16 protein-coding genes and 1 rRNA gene are annotated in these 15,510 nt (G+C 64.8%); 1 reads left to right on the top strand and 16 read right to left on the bottom strand.

Annotation, left to right across the window (positions count from 1 at the left end; all coding sequences use genetic code 11):
* Positions 1 to 2: 2 nt before the first annotated feature.
* The 9 genes from scpB to steA form a co-directional block, all read right to left on the bottom strand.
* Positions 3 to 656 (bottom strand): SMC-Scp complex subunit ScpB, encoded by a 654-nt coding sequence (scpB, locus tag JGU72_RS26470; RefSeq protein ID WP_199687198.1) that lies wholly within the window; start codon positions 654 to 656, stop codon positions 3 to 5.
* Complete coding sequence (locus tag JGU72_RS26465; RefSeq protein ID WP_199687196.1) at positions 653 to 1,459, bottom strand: segregation and condensation protein A; 807 nt, start codon at positions 1,457 to 1,459, stop codon at positions 653 to 655. The genes scpB and JGU72_RS26465 overlap by 4 nt, the downstream gene beginning before the upstream one ends.
* Positions 1,456 to 2,361: a ParA family protein gene (locus JGU72_RS26460; protein WP_307828616.1), complete on the bottom strand. Its 906-nt coding sequence runs from the start codon at positions 2,359 to 2,361 to the stop codon at positions 1,456 to 1,458. Before JGU72_RS26460 ends, JGU72_RS26465 begins: the two co-directional genes overlap by 4 nt.
* Before the next feature lie 182 nt (positions 2,362 to 2,543).
* Positions 2,544 to 3,179: a DUF4333 domain-containing protein gene (locus tag JGU72_RS26455; protein ID WP_199687194.1), complete on the bottom strand. Its 636-nt coding sequence runs from the start codon at positions 3,177 to 3,179 to the stop codon at positions 2,544 to 2,546.
* Between the two features lie 87 nt (positions 3,180 to 3,266).
* Complete coding sequence (gene xerD, locus JGU72_RS26450; protein WP_199687192.1) at positions 3,267 to 4,235, bottom strand: site-specific tyrosine recombinase XerD; 969 nt, start codon at positions 4,233 to 4,235, stop codon at positions 3,267 to 3,269.
* Positions 4,192 to 4,815 (bottom strand): NUDIX domain-containing protein, encoded by a 624-nt coding sequence (locus tag JGU72_RS26445; RefSeq protein ID WP_199687190.1) that lies wholly within the window; start codon positions 4,813 to 4,815, stop codon positions 4,192 to 4,194. Before JGU72_RS26445 ends, xerD begins: the two co-directional genes overlap by 44 nt.
* Positions 4,812 to 6,554 carry a CTP synthase gene (locus tag JGU72_RS26440; RefSeq protein WP_199687188.1) on the bottom strand — a complete coding sequence of 581 codons (1,743 nt, stop codon included), beginning with the start codon at positions 6,552 to 6,554 and terminating at the stop codon, positions 4,812 to 4,814. Before JGU72_RS26440 ends, JGU72_RS26445 begins: the two co-directional genes overlap by 4 nt.
* Positions 6,555 to 6,610: 56 nt before the next feature.
* A complete protein-coding gene (locus JGU72_RS26435) occupies positions 6,611 to 7,546 on the bottom strand; it encodes a copper transporter (RefSeq protein ID WP_199687186.1) in 936 nt (311 codons plus the stop codon).
* Entirely contained in the window at positions 7,543 to 8,727 is a 1,185-nt protein-coding gene (gene steA / locus JGU72_RS26430) for a putative cytokinetic ring protein SteA (protein WP_199687184.1), read from the bottom strand. The genes JGU72_RS26435 and steA overlap by 4 nt, the downstream gene beginning before the upstream one ends.
* A 167-nt stretch (positions 8,728 to 8,894) precedes the next feature.
* Between steA and JGU72_RS26425 the strand changes: the two genes are divergently transcribed.
* A complete protein-coding gene (locus tag JGU72_RS26425; protein WP_199687183.1) occupies positions 8,895 to 9,326 on the top strand; it encodes an SRPBCC family protein in 432 nt (143 codons plus the stop codon).
* A gap of 9 nt (positions 9,327 to 9,335) precedes the next feature.
* Here JGU72_RS26425 and recN read toward each other — a convergent pair whose 3' ends face one another.
* From recN to rrf, 7 genes are all read right to left on the bottom strand, one after another.
* Positions 9,336 to 11,111, bottom strand: coding sequence for a DNA repair protein RecN (gene recN, locus JGU72_RS26420; RefSeq protein WP_199687181.1), 1,776 nt, complete (start codon positions 11,109 to 11,111; stop codon positions 9,336 to 9,338).
* A gap of 2 nt (positions 11,112 to 11,113) precedes the next feature.
* A complete protein-coding gene (locus JGU72_RS26415) occupies positions 11,114 to 12,010 on the bottom strand; it encodes an NAD kinase (RefSeq protein WP_233533091.1) in 897 nt (298 codons plus the stop codon).
* Positions 12,011 to 12,081: 71 nt separating this feature from the next.
* Positions 12,082 to 12,900 carry a TlyA family RNA methyltransferase gene (locus tag JGU72_RS26410; protein WP_199687177.1) on the bottom strand — a complete coding sequence of 273 codons (819 nt, stop codon included), beginning with the start codon at positions 12,898 to 12,900 and terminating at the stop codon, positions 12,082 to 12,084.
* Position 12,901: 1 nt separating this feature from the next.
* On the bottom strand, positions 12,902 to 13,126 hold the full coding sequence (locus JGU72_RS26405) for a hypothetical protein (protein ID WP_199687175.1): 225 nt from the start codon (positions 13,124 to 13,126) through the stop codon (positions 12,902 to 12,904).
* An 11-nt stretch (positions 13,127 to 13,137) separates the two neighbouring features.
* Positions 13,138 to 14,160, bottom strand: coding sequence for an HAD-IIA family hydrolase (locus JGU72_RS26400; RefSeq protein ID WP_199687173.1), 1,023 nt, complete (start codon positions 14,158 to 14,160; stop codon positions 13,138 to 13,140).
* Between the two features lie 2 nt (positions 14,161 to 14,162).
* Positions 14,163 to 15,209, bottom strand: coding sequence for a tetratricopeptide repeat protein (locus JGU72_RS26395; protein ID WP_199687165.1), 1,047 nt, complete (start codon positions 15,207 to 15,209; stop codon positions 14,163 to 14,165).
* Positions 15,210 to 15,394: 185 nt separating this feature from the next.
* A 5S ribosomal RNA gene (gene rrf, locus JGU72_RS26390) occupies positions 15,395 to 15,509 on the bottom strand.
* Position 15,510: the final 1 nt, after the last annotated feature.

Here is a 15,510-nt window from a genome sequence, read left to right as displayed (position 1 = left end):
TGCTATTCCTCTGTTTGTGGTTCCGGCTGCGATTCCGAAGCCGGACCCTTGCGCATCCGTGCGATGCGAGCATCCATTTCAACACTGTCATTGATTTCGTCGATCAAGTCGACACCCGGCAACAACGGTGCAAGCGCGGGTAGGTCGGCGAGCGACGCCAGACCGAGTCTTTCGAGAAACAGTTCGGTCGTCACGTACATCGTCCCATTCGAATCCGGGTCGACACCGGACTCCGCGATCAAGCCGCGCGCTAGCAAAGTCCGGACCACACCGTCGACATTTACGCCACGAACACCACTGATCCTGGCTCGAGTCAACGGTTGACGGTATGCCACAACTGCCAAAGTTTCCAAAGCGGCGCGAGTCAGCTTCGAACGCGCACCGTCGAGGAGCATCCGTTCTACGTACGGCGCGAAGTCGTTGCGGGTGTAGAAGCGCCACCCGTCGCCGACGAATCGCAGGTCGATTCCGCTGCGCTTCGCGGTGAGGTCCGCCGCCATGCAGCGGAGCAGTTCCTCGACGCGCCCGGTGTTTTCGCCGACTGCGGAGGCGAGTTGGTCCGTCGGTGCAGGTGAATCGACGATCAACAGCATTGCTTCGAGCGCTGAGCGCAGTTCGGAGTCTTCGAGAGGTTCGGTCTCTTCGATTGCGGTCATTCGTAATCCTCGTCACTACTGCGGTTCGAACCTGCCCCACCGGACCACGCCACCGACAATTCGCCGAGTGCGTCTTCCTGCACGAAGTCCACTGCCTTGTCGCGAAACAATTCCAGCAACGCCAGGAACCGCGCCACCACTTCCACCTGCAATTCGCATTGCGCGACTAGTTCGCGAAACGTCAGGAACTCGCCCGCTCCGCGTTCCTGCAACATCGCCAGAATCATTTTTGCCTGCTCGACGACGGACACCTTCGGCGCATGCAAATGCGCCAGCCCGACGCTCGGCACCGGTCGCGGCGTGAACGTTGCCGCAGCAATCTGTGCGAACTGGTCCGGCCGCACACCGAGCATGACTTCGGGCAACAGACTCGCGAACCGCTCTTCCAGTGAGACCGACCGCGGATACCGGCGCAGGGCAGCGGCCTCCAACTCGCCGAAGAGTTGTGCCACCTGCTTGTACGCGCGATATTGCAACAGCCGGGCGAACAGGAGGTCCCGCGCTTCCAGCAGCGCAAGGTCCTCCGCGTCCTCGACTTCACCGGACGGCAAGAGCCGCGCTGCTTTGAGATCGAGCAAAGTCGCTGCGACAACGAGGAACTCGGTCGTCTGGTCGAGGTCCATCTCACGCCCGAGTGCTTTGGTGTAGGCGATGAAATCGTCGGTGACCTGATGCAGCGCAACCTCGGTGACGTCGAGGCGATGCTGGTTGATCAGGGTCAGGAGCAGATCGAAGGGACCCTCGAAGTTCCGCAGTCGAACGTGGAAGCCCTCGGCTTCAGGCTCCGGTGGCGCCTCGGTCACTTCGGTGACCGGTGAATGACCTCACGCGCGAGGGCCCGATAAGCTTCTGCCCCAGCAGATTTGGGAGCCCACGTGGTGATCGGCTCACCGGCGACGCTGGTTTCGGGGAAACGCACTGTGCGGTTGATGACGGTGTCGTACACCATGTCACCGAACACCTCGACAACTCGTGCCATCACTTCGCGAGCATGCAGGGTGCGCGGATCGAACATCGTCACGACGATTCCCTCGAGGTGCAGACGCTCGTTCAGCCGGTCGTGGACCTTCTCGACGGTGTCGTTGAGCAACGCCAAACCGCGCAAGCTGAAGTACTCGCACTCCATCGGAATGATCACACCCTCGGCACACGCGAGTGCGTTGATCGTCAGCAGCCCGAGCGACGGCTGGCAGTCGATCAGAACGTAGTCGTAGCGATCGAGCACCGGATGCAGAGCACGCCCGAGCGTCTGTTCGCGGCCGACCTCATTGACCAGCTGAATCTCCGCGGCCGACAGATCGATGTTGCTGGGCAGTAGATCGAGGTTGTCGACACGGGTCCGCATCAGAATGTCGTCGATCGACACCCCGCGATCGACGAGCAAATTGTGGACCGTCAACTCGAGGTCATGATGTGCAACGCCCAGGCCCGCAGACAGGGCACCCTGCGGATCGAGATCGACGAGCAGAACCCGGCGGCCGAATTCGGCAAGCGAAGCACCGAGATTGATGGTCGACGTCGTCTTACCGACGCCACCCTTCTGGTTGCACATCGCGATGATCCGCGCCGGTCCATGCTCGGCTAGCGGCGCCGGCTCGGGAACCTGGCGCGTAGGCCTTCCCGTCGGTCCGACCTCGGATTCACCTGCCGCAACGCCCGTCGCAGCAGCCTGCTCTGACGCCGCTGCTCGCTGCGGTGCCTTCACGGTGTCGCGCTCCCTGTCCTCATCGCTTCACATCTGCGCGGACGCATCGAGACCTGCACTTCTCGGACGTCGCGTTGGGGCTACGCTACCGCCTCGGCTGAACAACCTTGCGATCGGACACGCGCTTGACACCCGTGCGCGGTTGGGGAGCCTGGGACTCCCCAACCGCGCACGGGGTTCGCCTAGTTCGGCTGGTCTGCAACCTGGATATCGAACTTCACGTCGGTGCCTTCGACGCTCGTCACCGTCACGGCAACGTCGTATTGATCCGGTCCGTCGGTGAGCAGGCAGGTGAGCTCCGCGCCAACGGTCGCCGGGAGGTTGTCCGGGCACGTGACGTCGTCGGGTACCTGGCCGACCTGCTCGGACAGCGTGGTGCTGATCTGCTCGGCGACGTCGGTAGCAGCGACAGCAGCACCTGCGTCTTCGGTTGCGGACGCTTCCTCGGTGGTGGTCGAACTGCGTCGCGTCGTGGTCGAACGCGAAGTGGTCGCTTCCTCGCTGGTGGACGAGGACGACGAATCGCTGTCGCCGAGCGTGATGTCGAACTTCGCCTCCTTGTCGGTGACCTCGGTGACCTTGACCTTGACGTCGTAAGACGTGCCTTCGACCGTCGCGGTGCAGGTCACGGTCTTGTCCTTCTCGGCATCCAACGTCGGGCAGTCGACCTTGTCCGGCTTCCCGAGTTGAGCATCGACGAAATCGGTGACCTGCTTGACCACGTCGTCGTTGTCGACGGTCGCAGTGGACGAACAACCACCGGCGGCGAGAAGTCCTCCCGCGACGATGGCCAGAACAGGTAGCAAATGTCTTTTCATAGGTCCTCTTCGGCGCGCGGGGTACGAACGAATCACAATAAACGACAACGGGGTTCCCCGCTGCCCCCTGGGCCAGAGTTGTCCGATTCAGCGTGCGCGAGGGTGCGCGCCCGCCCACACCTCGCGCAGCGAATTGATCGTCACCAACGTGTAGATCTGCGTGGTCGTCACCGACGCGTGGCCCAGTAGTTCCTGGACCACGCGGACGTCGGCACCCCCATCGAGCAGGTGCGTTGCGAACGAGTGCCGCAGCGTATGGGGCGAAACACCGGCCTTGATTCCCGCCCGATCCGCGGAGGTCTGCAGCACCTGCCACGCGCTCTGCCGGGAAAGCCTGCCGCCCCGGACGTTCAGGAAAAGCGCGGGCCCGCTGCGCGAGATCAGCGCCGGCCGCCCGCGAATCAGATAGGCGTCCAACGCCGCGACCGCGGGCCGCCCGATCGGGACGAGCCGCTGTTTGCCGCCTTTGCCGTGCAACAGAACTGCCCGGTCCTCGGTGTCGACGTCATCGACGTCGAGTCCGACCGCTTCCGAAATCCGCGCGCCCGTCGAATAGAGCAGTTCGAGCAATGCTCGATCTCGCAACGTTCGCGGACCGTCGGTCGCGCTGGTTCCCCCGGCCGCTTCGAGCAGAGAGATCACATCGTCGAACGGGAGCGATTTCGGCAGTCGCCGGCCCGGCGTCGGCGGCTTCACGGCGTGCGCGACATCGGACGCTGTCAGCCCCTCCGCCGTCGCGAATTTGTGCAGACCGCGCACAGCAATCAGCGCCCGCGCTGCGGAACTTGCTGCGAGCGCGGGGATCTCGGCCTTCGGGTCGCCGCGCCGGAGCGTCACAACGAAATCGCTGACGTCTGCTTCCGTCACGTCGGCCAGCGATTCGATCCCCCGCTCACCGAGGAATCCGAGGTAACGCTGTAGGTCCCGCCGGTAGGAACTCGACGTGTTGGACGCGACTCCGCGTTCGACCGTCAGATGGTCGAGGTAGGAGGTCACGTCCCTGGCGAGCAAGTCAGCCCTGCGCCTTGCGGCGGGCGAACGCTTCCGGTTGCCCATCCCACGGTGCGTCGGCGGGCCTGAGCTGGGCACCGGTGGACCGAGCGGCAACCAACGCGAGGATCCCGGAAACCGCTGTGGCGTTCACGATTTCACCGGCGAGAGCCTGGCGGACAGCCTCGTCGACAGGCATCCGGACGATCTCGATGTCCGCCTCTTCGTGCTCGGGTTCCGGTTGGTCCGTGTCGATAAGTCCCTCCGCGAGGTAGACACGCAGGGCTTCATCGGTGAAACCGGGCGACAACGCGACATCGACGAGCACCGACCACGTCTGCGCCGCCAGGCCAGTTTCTTCGGCGAGTTCGCGCTTCGCAGCCTCGAGCGGGTCCTCCCCGGGCGCGTCGAGCAAACCCGCCGGCAATTCGAGCAGCCGTCGCCCGAGCGGGTGGCGGTACTGGTCGATGAGCACGAGATGACCGTTGTCGTCGAGTGCAGCAACCGCGACGGCACCGTGATGCTCGATGACCTCACGCTCCACGACCTTGCCGCCCGGCATTGCGACCTGGTCCAGGCGCAACGCGAGGATCGCGCCGTCGTACACGACGCTGCTGGAGACGGTCTCGAAGGCGTGGCGGGTCACGAGTCCGACTCGACGGCTTCGGCGTCGTCGCGTGCCGGTTCGTCGCCCTCGCCGTGAATGTCGACCGGGAGGCGCTCCGCCGCCTTGTACTTCAGCGCGGCACCCACAAGGGCAGCGAAGAGCGGATGCGGGCGCGTCGGACGGCTCTTCAACTCCGGGTGCGCCTGCGTCCCGACGAAGAACGGATGCACGTCCGCCGGATATTCGACGAACTCGACGAGGTGTCCGTCCGGCGAGGTGCCACTGAATCGCAGTCCGCTCTGACCGATCTTGTCGCGGTACACGTTGTTGACCTCGTAGCGGTGCCGGTGGCGTTCCGACACGTTCTCGGTGCCGTACGCCTGCGCGACGACCGATCCGCGCGCGAGCGTGGCCGGATACGCGCCCAACCGCATCGTGCCGCCGAGATCGGCTTCGCCGGCAACGATGTCGAGCTGGTCGGCCATCGTCGAGATGACGGGGTGCTCGGTTTCGGGCTCGAACTCCGACGAGTTCGCGTCTTCGAGGCCGACCGACCGCGCCGCTTCGATCACGATGCACTGCAGTCCGAGGCACAGGCCGAGCAGTGGAATCCCTCTGGTACGTGCGTACCTGATTGCGCCGACCTTGCCTTCAATGCCACGAATGCCGAATCCACCCGGAATCAGCAGGGCATCAACACCTTTGAGTGCCGCTGCCGCACCGGCATCGGTCTCGCACTGGTCGGACGGAACCCACCGGATGTCGACCTTTGCCCGGTGCGCGAACCCGCCGGACCGCAGCGCCTCGGTCACCGAGAGGTAGGCGTCGGGCAGATCTACGTACTTGCCGACGAGGCCGACCTCGATGGTTTCGCGGGGGTCGTGCACGCGCTTGAGGAGGTCGCCCCAGACGGTCCAGTCGACGTCGCGGAACGGCAGGCCCAGCTTGCGGACCACGTACGCATCGAGTCCCTCGCGGTGCAGCACCTTCGGGATGTCGTAGATCGACGGCGCGTCCGGCGTCGAGATGCAGCCGTCGAGTTCGACGTCGCACATGAGCGCGATCTTGTTCTTGAGCGCCTGCGGCACCTCGCGGTCGCTGCGCAGGATCAGCGCGTCAGGCTGGATACCGATGCTGCGCAGCGCCGCCACCGAGTGCTGAGTCGGCTTGGTCTTGAGCTCACCCGAGGGCGCGAGGTACGGCACGAGCGAGACGTGCAGAAAGAAGACGTTGTCCCGGCCGACGTCGTGCCGGACCTGCCGGGCAGCTTCGAGAAACGGCTGCGATTCGATGTCGCCGACCGTGCCGCCGATTTCGGTGATGACCACGTCCGGGGTCTGGCCCTGCAGGTCGGGGCCGCTCATCGCGAGGATGCGGCTCTTGATTTCGTCGGTGATGTGCGGGATCACCTGCACGGTGTCGCCGAGGTACTCCCCGCGGCGTTCCTTCGCGATGACGGTCGAGTAGACCTGACCGGTCGTGACGTTGGCATACCCGGAGAGGTCCCGATCGAGGAAGCGCTCGTAATGCCCGACGTCGAGGTCCGTCTCCGCGCCGTCCTCGGTAACGAACACCTCGCCGTGTTGGAAGGGATTCATCGTGCCGGGATCGACGTTGAGGTACGGGTCCAGCTTCTGCATGGTGACGCGGAGACCGCGCGCAGTAAGCAATTGGCCCAGGCTCGACGCCGTAAGTCCCTTGCCGAGAGATGACGCAACGCCACCGCTCACGAAGATGTGTTTGGTGGCTGTCCGCGTATGAATCCGAGAATGCTGCACGGGTCTTCACGGTAACACCTGGTGAACCCGTGCAGCCAACGACGCGCCCCGGGAAATCAGTTCGTCGGTGTTGCACCGACTGTGATTGCCGTCGCTTTCGGACCCGTTCCGTACCGTCCGGTGTTTCCCGCAAGCTGCTCTTCCAACGCCAGAGCCGTCGTGATGCGTCCGGATTCGCGGTCGATGTTGTCGATTGTCGACGCCGTGGACGACAGGCCTGCGTCCGACCGTGCGACAGCGATCGGTCCCGACCCCTCGGCCGAGCCGGAGCGGCCGGCGAGGACCGTGCCCGCACCGCGCCCGTCGAGTGCTCCGGCGAACCGTGCGACGACCGCTCCGCCGGCGTTCGGATCGCTCGAGTCACCTGTGAGCACAACTGCCAGCTGAGCGGGGCGCACTTCGTCGTATGCGACGAAGTTGCCGCCACGCAAAGTATCGAGGGCGAGCGCCAATTCTTCCGGCGTGCTCTGCGGTTGTGCCGTGGTCGGGTTCAGGAGCAGCACAGAGCCGAGGAGGTCGCCGCCGAGGCTACCCTGATCGACTGCCCCCGTGCGCAATTCGATGCCTGCCGGGATGACGTTGGTCAACGTGGTCCGGAGGCGATCGCCGCTGGCCGGATCGAGAAAGGCCGGCGACAACGCCACCTTTCCGGTCACGGTCCCGCCCGCCGCTTCGATGATTCGCGCGACGCCATCGACGTCGCCGGGGTCGACATCCGGCGTCGTCACCAATACGACTGTGCGACGGTCGAGCGTCCCACGCACGACTCTGCCCGCGGTCGCGGCGTCGAACCCGTCCGCCGCGCCGAGTTGAAGATTCAGCTGATTGTTCTCGCTCTGGAGGTCGTCAGCCTGCTGCTGGAGATCGTCCTTGTCGCTGCGCAATCCGGACAGCATTCCCGACGCGATGGTCTGCGAGCCGAGCACGATCCCGACCGCCAGCGCAAGAAAGATCGCGGCGATCGAGATCGCGTGCTGTCTCAACGAAATCACTCGAGCAGCCCCTGCACCCACAACGCGAAGCTGTTCCAGGTGGCCACCGCCCAGTCGTAGACCTCAGCGCCCATGTTGGACGCGAGAAGCGCGACGATGATCGCGACCATCGCGGCCAGGATGAGGAAGGCGATCGCGCCGCCGGAGACTCGGCTGCGGTAGAGCGTCGCAACGGCCTTCGCGTCGACGAGTTTGCCGCCGACCTTCAGTCGGGTCAGGAACGTCGCCGGGTTGTTGTCACGACGGCCGCGATCGAAGAACTCGTCGAGCGTCGCCGCAGCGCCCACCGTGACGATCAGCGATGCGCCGTGGTGGTCGGCGAGCAGCAGTGCGAGGTCGGAATGCGCACCTGTTGCAGGGAAGGTCACCGCACCGATCCCGAGGTCTTGAATACGCTCGAGACCCGAGGCGTGACCGTCGGAGTCGGCAGGAAGCACAACCTCTGCGCCGCACTTCAGGGTGGAGCTGGTGATCATCTCGGGGTCACCGATGATGAGGTCGGGCCGGTAGCCCGCCTTGGTCAGTGTGTCCGCGCCGGTGCCGACGCCGATCAGGATCGGCGCATATTCCTTGATGAACGGCTTGATGGCCTTGAGGTCGGCCGCGTGGTCGGGTCCGTCTGCCACGACGACGACGTGCCGGTCTTTCAGGTTCAGGTCGATGTCGGGAACGCCGATGCCGTCGATGAGCAGCGGACTTTCGGTACGCACGTACTCGATCGTGTTACCGCAGAACGCTTCGAGGTGCGCGGCCAGGCCGTTCTTCGCCTCGATCATCCGGTCGGAGATCTCGGCTTCGGTGAGTTCGCGGCCCTCGACGAGTCGCCGTTCGCCCGCGTAGACGATGCCCTCGTCGAGCCGGATCTTCGATCCGTCCTTGATCTTCTTGAACGCCTCGCTACCGACCTCGTCGATCAGAGTGATCCCGTTGGCCACAACAACTTCCGGGCCGAGGTTCGGATAGCGGCCGGAGATCGACGGTGACGCGTTGACGACGGCGAGCACGCCGGCTTCGACCAACGCGTCGGCCGTGATCCGGTCGAGGTCGACTTCGTCCAGGACGACCACGTCGCCGGGTCCGACCCGACGGAGCAGTCGCTGCGTGTTCTTGTCGACTCTGGCAATGCCGCTCAGGCCAGGGAGCGACTCGGTGTTTCGGGACAGCAACGCCGCAAGTTTCATGCGTTCGATGATGAACCTGTACTTGAGGTTGAAGGCGGAGGCGCGCCGAGTCGCATCAGGAGAACCTCGTGCCACACCAGTAACAGCCGTCCCAACCGGGCGGGCTGGCGATTGTGCGGTGTATACCGACCCATGGACCGATCCGCGACGCGGGTTATGCTCCCGCAATGGCCAGTTACACCGTAGACACGGTTATCGAAGCTCCGCGGGACGTCGTCTTCGACATCTTCGCCGACCGGGAGCGCAACAGCGACTTCCTCCCCGTCCAGACCCGACTGAAGAGTGCGGGTACCACCGAGCGCCAAGGCGTCGGCGCGGTGCACTTCCTCGGCTTCGGGAAGGTCGGGGTCTCCGAACAACTCACCGAGCTCGTTCCCGGCAAGCGCATCGTTTACAAGGTCGTTGCCGGCCTCCCCGTCAAGTTGCACTCGGGCACCATCGAATTCTCCGATGCGCCCAACGGCACCCGCGTCCTCTACACGATGGAACAGATTCCACCGATCCCCGTGCCCAGCAAGGTCATCGAGCTGGCGCTGCGCGGTCTGATCGGCGCGTTCGTCTCGGGTGCACGCAAGGAAGCTGCGCGCCGCACCAAGTAGCGGTCCGAATCAAGCGCTGCGATCGGCGCTTGCGAGAGCAAGCAATTCTTCGGCATGTGCTCGGCCGGTCTCGGTATCGTCGAGGCCGGCGAGCATTCTCGCCAATTCCTTGACCCTTTCCTCGTCGGTCAAGGTGCGAACCCCACTGTTCACGATCCCCCGCCCGTTGTCGGACTTGTCGACGACGAGGTGCGTATTTGCAAACGCCGCCACCTGGGGTAGGTGCGTCACGACAATCACCTGATGGGTGCGCGCAAGACGCGCAAGGCGACGACCGATCTCGACAGCCGCGCGACCGCCGACTCCGGCATCGACCTCGTCGAACACCATCGTCACGCCCTGCTCGTTTGCCGCGAGGACGACCTCGAGCGCCAGCATCACGCGCGACAATTCACCACCGGATGCGCTCTTGTTGATCGGCAGCGACTGGGCGCCGGAGTGCGCTGACAACCGGAACTCGACTTCGTCCGTACCGCTGCTACCCGCATGCAGTTCCCGGCCGTCGACGGTGAGCGGTGCCGAATCCTGTGGCCCAGCGGGTATCTCACGGACTTCGACCTCGAGGCGCGCCTTCCCCATAGCCAACCCGCCGAGTTCGGTGCTGACAGCTTTGGCCAACTTCGCAGCCGCCTTCACCCGGGCTGCAGTCAGTTTCGCCGCGGCGGCCGCCGCCGCAAGCGCGCCTTCGTCGACGCGTTTCGTCAGCTCGGCGAGAGCGTCGGCAGAGACGTCGATCTTGCTCAGCCGCTCACTCGCCTTGTCCATCCATGCCAGCACGCCGTCGACATCCGCGGCGTATTTCCGGGTCAGTTGCTTGAGCTCTGCCTGTCGTGTGAGCAGAGAATCGAGCGCGTTCGGGTCCGAAGGCAGATCGGACAGGTAGCTCGTCAGTTCTGCGGACACATCGGTTACGACGGAAATCGCTTCGTCGAGCCGTGGCCCGAGTGCACTCAGCGCCGGATCGTCCGAACTCTCGATCCGCGAACGCGCGGTTCCGAGCAGATCGAGCGCACCGTCGGCATCCGAAGCGGCCTGCATGTCAGCGGAGGCGCCCAACAGCGCACCCTGAGCACCCACCGCTGCCTCGCGCAGCGAATCCAGGTCACCCAGCCGCCGCACCTCGACAACGATCGCCAGGTCTTCGCCCGGTTGCGGTGCGACGTTCTCGATTTCGTTCAGCCCGAACTTCAGCCGATCGGCCTCCTGTGCGAGCTCGCGACTCTTCTCCGTCCGTTCGATCAGCTCGTTGCGCGCGTCGAGCCACGTTTTGCGCAGCTTGGCGTATTTCGCGACGAGCGGACCGACCGTATCCGTCGCGAACTGGTCGAGTGCCCGGCGCTGTTGCTCGGGCCGCAGGAGCCGCAATTGATCGTTCTGCCCGTGCACGGTCAACAGTGCGTCGCTGAAGTCGGCGAGCACACCAGCGGGGACGCTACGGCCCCCTAGGTGCGCCCGTGAGCGACCGTCGCTGCCAACGGTGCGCACCGCGATGATGCTGCCGTCTTCGTCCGGTTCGCCGCCGGTCGCTTCGAGTACCCGCTCGACCTCCGCAGCAGCGCCCGCGTGCACGTCGTCGACAGTGAATCGGCCCTCGACAACAGCGCGGCTCGCGCCCAGCCGGACGCGCCCCGCATCGGCGCGAGCGCCGCTCAGCAAATGCAGGCTCGTCACGACCATCGTTTTGCCCGCGCCAGTCTCGCCGGTGAGCACAGTCAGCCCTTCGTGAAACTGCGCGCTGGCCTTCGAAATGACGCCGAGACTGTCGATTCTGATTTCTGCCAGCACAGTCAGTCCCCCTTGTTCTGCAAGCCCTGTCTCCCGCGCCAGCCGGTGACCGGAAGTTCGAACTTGCGCACCATGCGGTCGGCGAACGGAGCCGAATCGAGCCGCACCCAGTACACCGGGTTGGCGCCCCGTACGACTTCCACTCGTCCGCCGCGTGGCAGCGCCATAGTTCGACGGCCGTCGAGAAACACCAGAGCGTTGTGCCCCGTCGCCACCGACTCGACGGCGATCACGGACTCCGGGCTCGTGACGAGCGGCCGGGCGAACAACGCGTGTGCGTTGCTCGGAATGACCAGCAGCGCTTCGAGTTCCGGCCAGACGACCGGACCACCCGCAGAGAACGCATAGGCAGTCGAACCGGTCGGCGTCGAAACCAGAACACCGTCGCACCCGAAGGCCGACACCGGCCTGCCGTCGACCTCCAGTACGACTTCGAGGACGCCGTAACGCGATTCGTTCTCGATACTTGCTTCGTTGAGCGCCCAACCACGCTCCAGGACCTTGTCGTCCAACGTCACGACCACGTCGATGGTCATGCGCTGCTCGATGCGATAGTCGCGCTCGACGACCTGCGCGAGAGCTTCGTCGAGGTGTTCGGCCTCGGCCTCGGTCAGGAAACCGACTCGGCCGAGGTTGATACCGAGCACCGGGATCGATGCGCTGTGCGCGAGTTCGGCTGCGCGCAGAAACGTTCCGTCGCCACCCAGTACGAGCACCATTTCACAACCGGCAGCAGCATTCGGACCGATGTCGACAACAGTGACTTGCGACGCCGGCTCTGCCGACGAGGTCGGCACGTCGGTTGCCTCGATCTGAGTGCTGTACGCCTCGTCGGCGAGCACGCGCAGCGCGATACCCGCGGCGTCGAAGATCTTCGCAACTCGATGGGCCGTAGCCATGATTTCGGCGCGACCCGGATGAGCGACAAGCAAGATCTCGCGGCGTTCCGCTCCCTGGGCGGGCGTCGTGCTCACTGTGGACCCTCCTGCACCGCTCGCTCGATAAGTGTGGACGCGTGTTCTTTTGTCGTTCGTTCGTTCCCGGGGCGGAGCCAGAGGAAGTATTCGACGTTGCCCGACGGTCCGGGCAGCGGACTTGCCACCGCACCGAGCGTCTGCACGCCGAGTTCCGCAGCGGCTTCCGCGACAGCGAGGACCGCTTCTGCCCGTTGCGCCGGATCACGGACCACGCCGCCCGCGCCGACTCGGTCCTTCCCGACTTCGAACTGAGGTTTGACCATTGGTACCAGATCAGTGGTCGGCGTGGTGCAGGCGACCAGTGCCGGCAGTACCAGAGCAAGCGAAATGAACGACAGATCCGCAACGATGACGTCGACGGGTCCACCGATGGCGTCGGCAGTAATAGCCCGCACGTTGGTTCTGTCGATCACGTGCACGCGATCGTCGGACTGCAACCGCCACACCAGTTGCCCGTAGCCGACGTCGACAGCCACAACTTCTCGCGCGCCACGCTCGAGCAGAACATCGGTGAAGCCGCCGGTGGACGCGCCGGCATCCAGGCAGCGTTTGCCGGCGATCGACAGGCCGTGCGGTTCGAACGCTTCGAGAGCGCCGAGTAGCTTGTGCGCACCGCGAGATGCCCACTGCACTTCGTCCTCGACTTCGCGGACCAGCAACGGTGCACCCGGTTCGATCGCGGTAGCAGGCTTGGTCGCAACCGCTCCGGAAATCAGCACGCGGCCGGCTTCGATCAGTTCGACAGCGTGTTCGCGGGATCGGGCGAGACCTCGTCGCACCAACTCTGCGTCCACGCGCGCGCGGCGCACCACCTCAGATCTTGTCCACGGTGGCCAGGGCCTGGACAAGGAGGTCGTGCGCTTGCTCGAGAATCTTCGCCTGCTGCGGAATCCCGCTGGCATTCGAGACGTCGCCGACCTGGGCGAGCAATGCGTCCACTTCTGCATGAATCACCAACGGGTCGGCAAACACCGCCTCGGTTGCAGGCATCGAGTGCGGACCGGGCAGGTGCTGGCCGGGCCGTGGCGGCATGTTCATCGCTGACAACGCTAGCTGATGTTGTCGGTCGCTGCTGGAATCGCAACCGCGCTCGTCGACCCCTCCGAGGTTCGAGCTTCCCAGGCAGCCAACGCAGCCTCGGCGGCCGAATCAGCACCGCGCACATGTGCGAACTCTGGGTGTGCCCACGCAACGGGAGCCGTCGCGGCAAGTGCAACCAGCGGGTCGCCCGAACCCGACAGCACGATATCGGTGCCGTCGAACTGCGCAGACCACTCGCTGTTCACTCGACTAACGGGGTGATTGATGGCATCCAGCGTGAACGCGACGAAGGTCGGGCGCTGGGCAACGATTGCTCGTAACAGGTCGGTCGGCGAGCTGACCCCGGTCAGGACGAGCAACGAATCGAGCCCCACCTCGTTCCCGCCCGCAATATCGGTGTCGATACGGTCCCCGACTACCAATGCGGACTGAGTTCCACAGCGCCGCAACGCATCCTTCATCAACGGCGCCGCTGGCTTACCGGCTACCATCGGCGCGCGATTCGTCGCGGCGCGCAATGCTGCGACCATGGATCCGTTGCCGGGCGCGAGGCCGCGTTCGTTGGGAAGCGTCGTGTCGGTGTTCGCTGCCACCCAGAACGCACCGCCACGGATCGCGTACGCAGCCTCGGCGAGAATGGGCCAAGCAGTTTCGACCGAGTGTCCCTGTACGACGGCTGCCGGTTGCGGATCTGCGGAGCGGACAGGCTTCATACCAACTCGCCTCACCTCGTCTGCCAAGGCTTCGGTGCCGACGACCAAGACCGCCGAACCCGGCGCGACATGCTCCTCGAGAAGCCGGGCTGCGGCTTGCGAGCTCGTGACGACCGTTTCGTCGGTGGCCTGAAAGCCCAGCTCCTTCAGGTGCAGGGCAACTTCGGCCGGACTGCGGCTCGCATTGTTCGTGACGTACAGAACTGCCTGAGCCGAGGCTTCGAGCGCATCGGCCGCGCCGGGAATCGGTTGACTGCCCAAATACAAGGTGCCGTCGAGATCTGCGAGCAAGCAGTCGTATCCGTCGCGCAGAGCCAAAGTTACTGTTCCTCTCCAAAGGAGTCTGCTGGGTCGCCGCCGATCAATTCGGCGACGCGCTCTTCGGCGTCGGTGTCACCGTCGAGATCTGCGGCCGCAGCGTTCATGAACCACGTCACGCCGTCCTGTGTGCGACCGGCCGCCACGAGCGCGTCCGCATAGGCATAGAAGAGCCGCGCGGCCGTAGGCCCGGATTTTGCGGGATCGAGGTCCTTCGTCTGGAGGGTCACTACAGCCTGGTCGTACTCACCCAGGTCCATCCGGGCGCCCGCGACGACGATACGAAGCTCGGTCGCGTCGTCGCCCTGGAGTGCGCGAGCGTCGTCGCTACGACCCAGCTCGATTGCCTTCTCAGGTCGGCCGAGTCCACGTTCGCAGTCAGCCATGACGGCGAGAAGTCCTGAACCACCTGCCATCCGGCGTGCAGCACGGAGCTCGGAGAGAGCTTCAGCCCACTCCCCCGCGTGATACGCAGTGACACCGGCTGTTTCGCGAACGACGGCGATACGGCCTGCGCGCTGCCGCGCAGCTCTTGCGTGCGCGAGCGCCGACCGCGGATCGTCGTCGACGAGGTTTGCTGCCATCACAAGATGGCGCGCAACCGCATCTGCATTGTTCTTGTCCAAGCTCAGGAGGTCGCGGCGAACAGCGGGGTCGAGATCGCTTGCTACGACGTTGTCCGGCAGGTCGGGCTCTTCGGGACGCGGCGCGCGACGGGTACGGTCGTCTGCTCCACCCGCGCTGAAGCCACCTTCGCCACCACGTCGACGGAAGTCGTCATTACGGCCACGGGGATCGCTACTGCGGTTGCGCGGGTCATCACTGCGGCCGCGCGGATTTTCGGGGCGACCGCGCGAGTCGTCGGGCCGCCCGCGCGAATTGTCATTGCCGCGGGAATTGAATCCGCCACTTTCGGTTCGCCGGCGGGGATCACTTTGAGGTGGCCGAGCTCCGCCGCGAGAATCTGGACGCTCTACGGGCTTGTTCGGCGTACTTTCCCGTCGCGGTCCGCCACGGAAGGACTTGCGTTCGCCACTACTGTCGGTCACAGCAAGATCCTTTCGCTGGATGTATTTCGGTACAACTTTGCTTCTCGGACAAATACTGCGTCTCGTACAAAAACTTTGGCCACAAACGACGAAAGGGGACCCAAATGTTTGGGTCCCCTTTCGTTCTGAGACGTTATGCGGGTGTAGGTCCCCGACGTTGTCGGGGACCTACATCCTTAAATTATGTTCGGCGGTGTCCTACTCTCCCACACCCTGGCGGGTGCAGTACCATCGGCGCTGGAGGGCTTAGCTTCCGGGTTCGGGATGGGTCCGGGCGTTTCCCCTCCGCTATGGCCGCCGT

This window comes from Antrihabitans auranticaus, from assembly GCF_016481275.1.
Classification (GTDB): Bacteria; Actinomycetota; Actinomycetes; order Mycobacteriales; family Mycobacteriaceae; genus Antrihabitans.
The sequence above is the reverse complement of the archived record's forward strand: the minus strand, read 5'-3'. Positions and strand labels throughout refer to the sequence as shown.

Coding starts and splice junctions, on each gene's coding strand:
- scpB (WP_199687198.1), bottom strand. CDS start 656: ATGACCGCAATCGAAGAGACCGAACCTCTCGAAGACTCCGAACTGCGC.
- JGU72_RS26455 (WP_199687194.1), bottom strand. CDS start 3,179: ATGAAAAGACATTTGCTACCTGTTCTGGCCATCGTCGCGGGAGGACTT.
- xerD (WP_199687192.1), bottom strand. CDS start 4,235: ATGGGCAACCGGAAGCGTTCGCCCGCCGCAAGGCGCAGGGCTGACTTG.
- steA (WP_199687184.1), bottom strand. CDS start 8,727: ATGAAACTTGCGGCGTTGCTGTCCCGAAACACCGAGTCGCTCCCTGGC.
- JGU72_RS26425 (WP_199687183.1), top strand. CDS start 8,895: ATGGCCAGTTACACCGTAGACACGGTTATCGAAGCTCCGCGGGACGTC.
- JGU72_RS26415 (WP_233533091.1), bottom strand. CDS start 12,010: ATGGCTACGGCCCATCGAGTTGCGAAGATCTTCGACGCCGCGGGTATC.
- JGU72_RS26405 (WP_199687175.1), bottom strand. CDS start 13,126: ATGAACATGCCGCCACGGCCCGGCCAGCACCTGCCCGGTCCGCACTCG.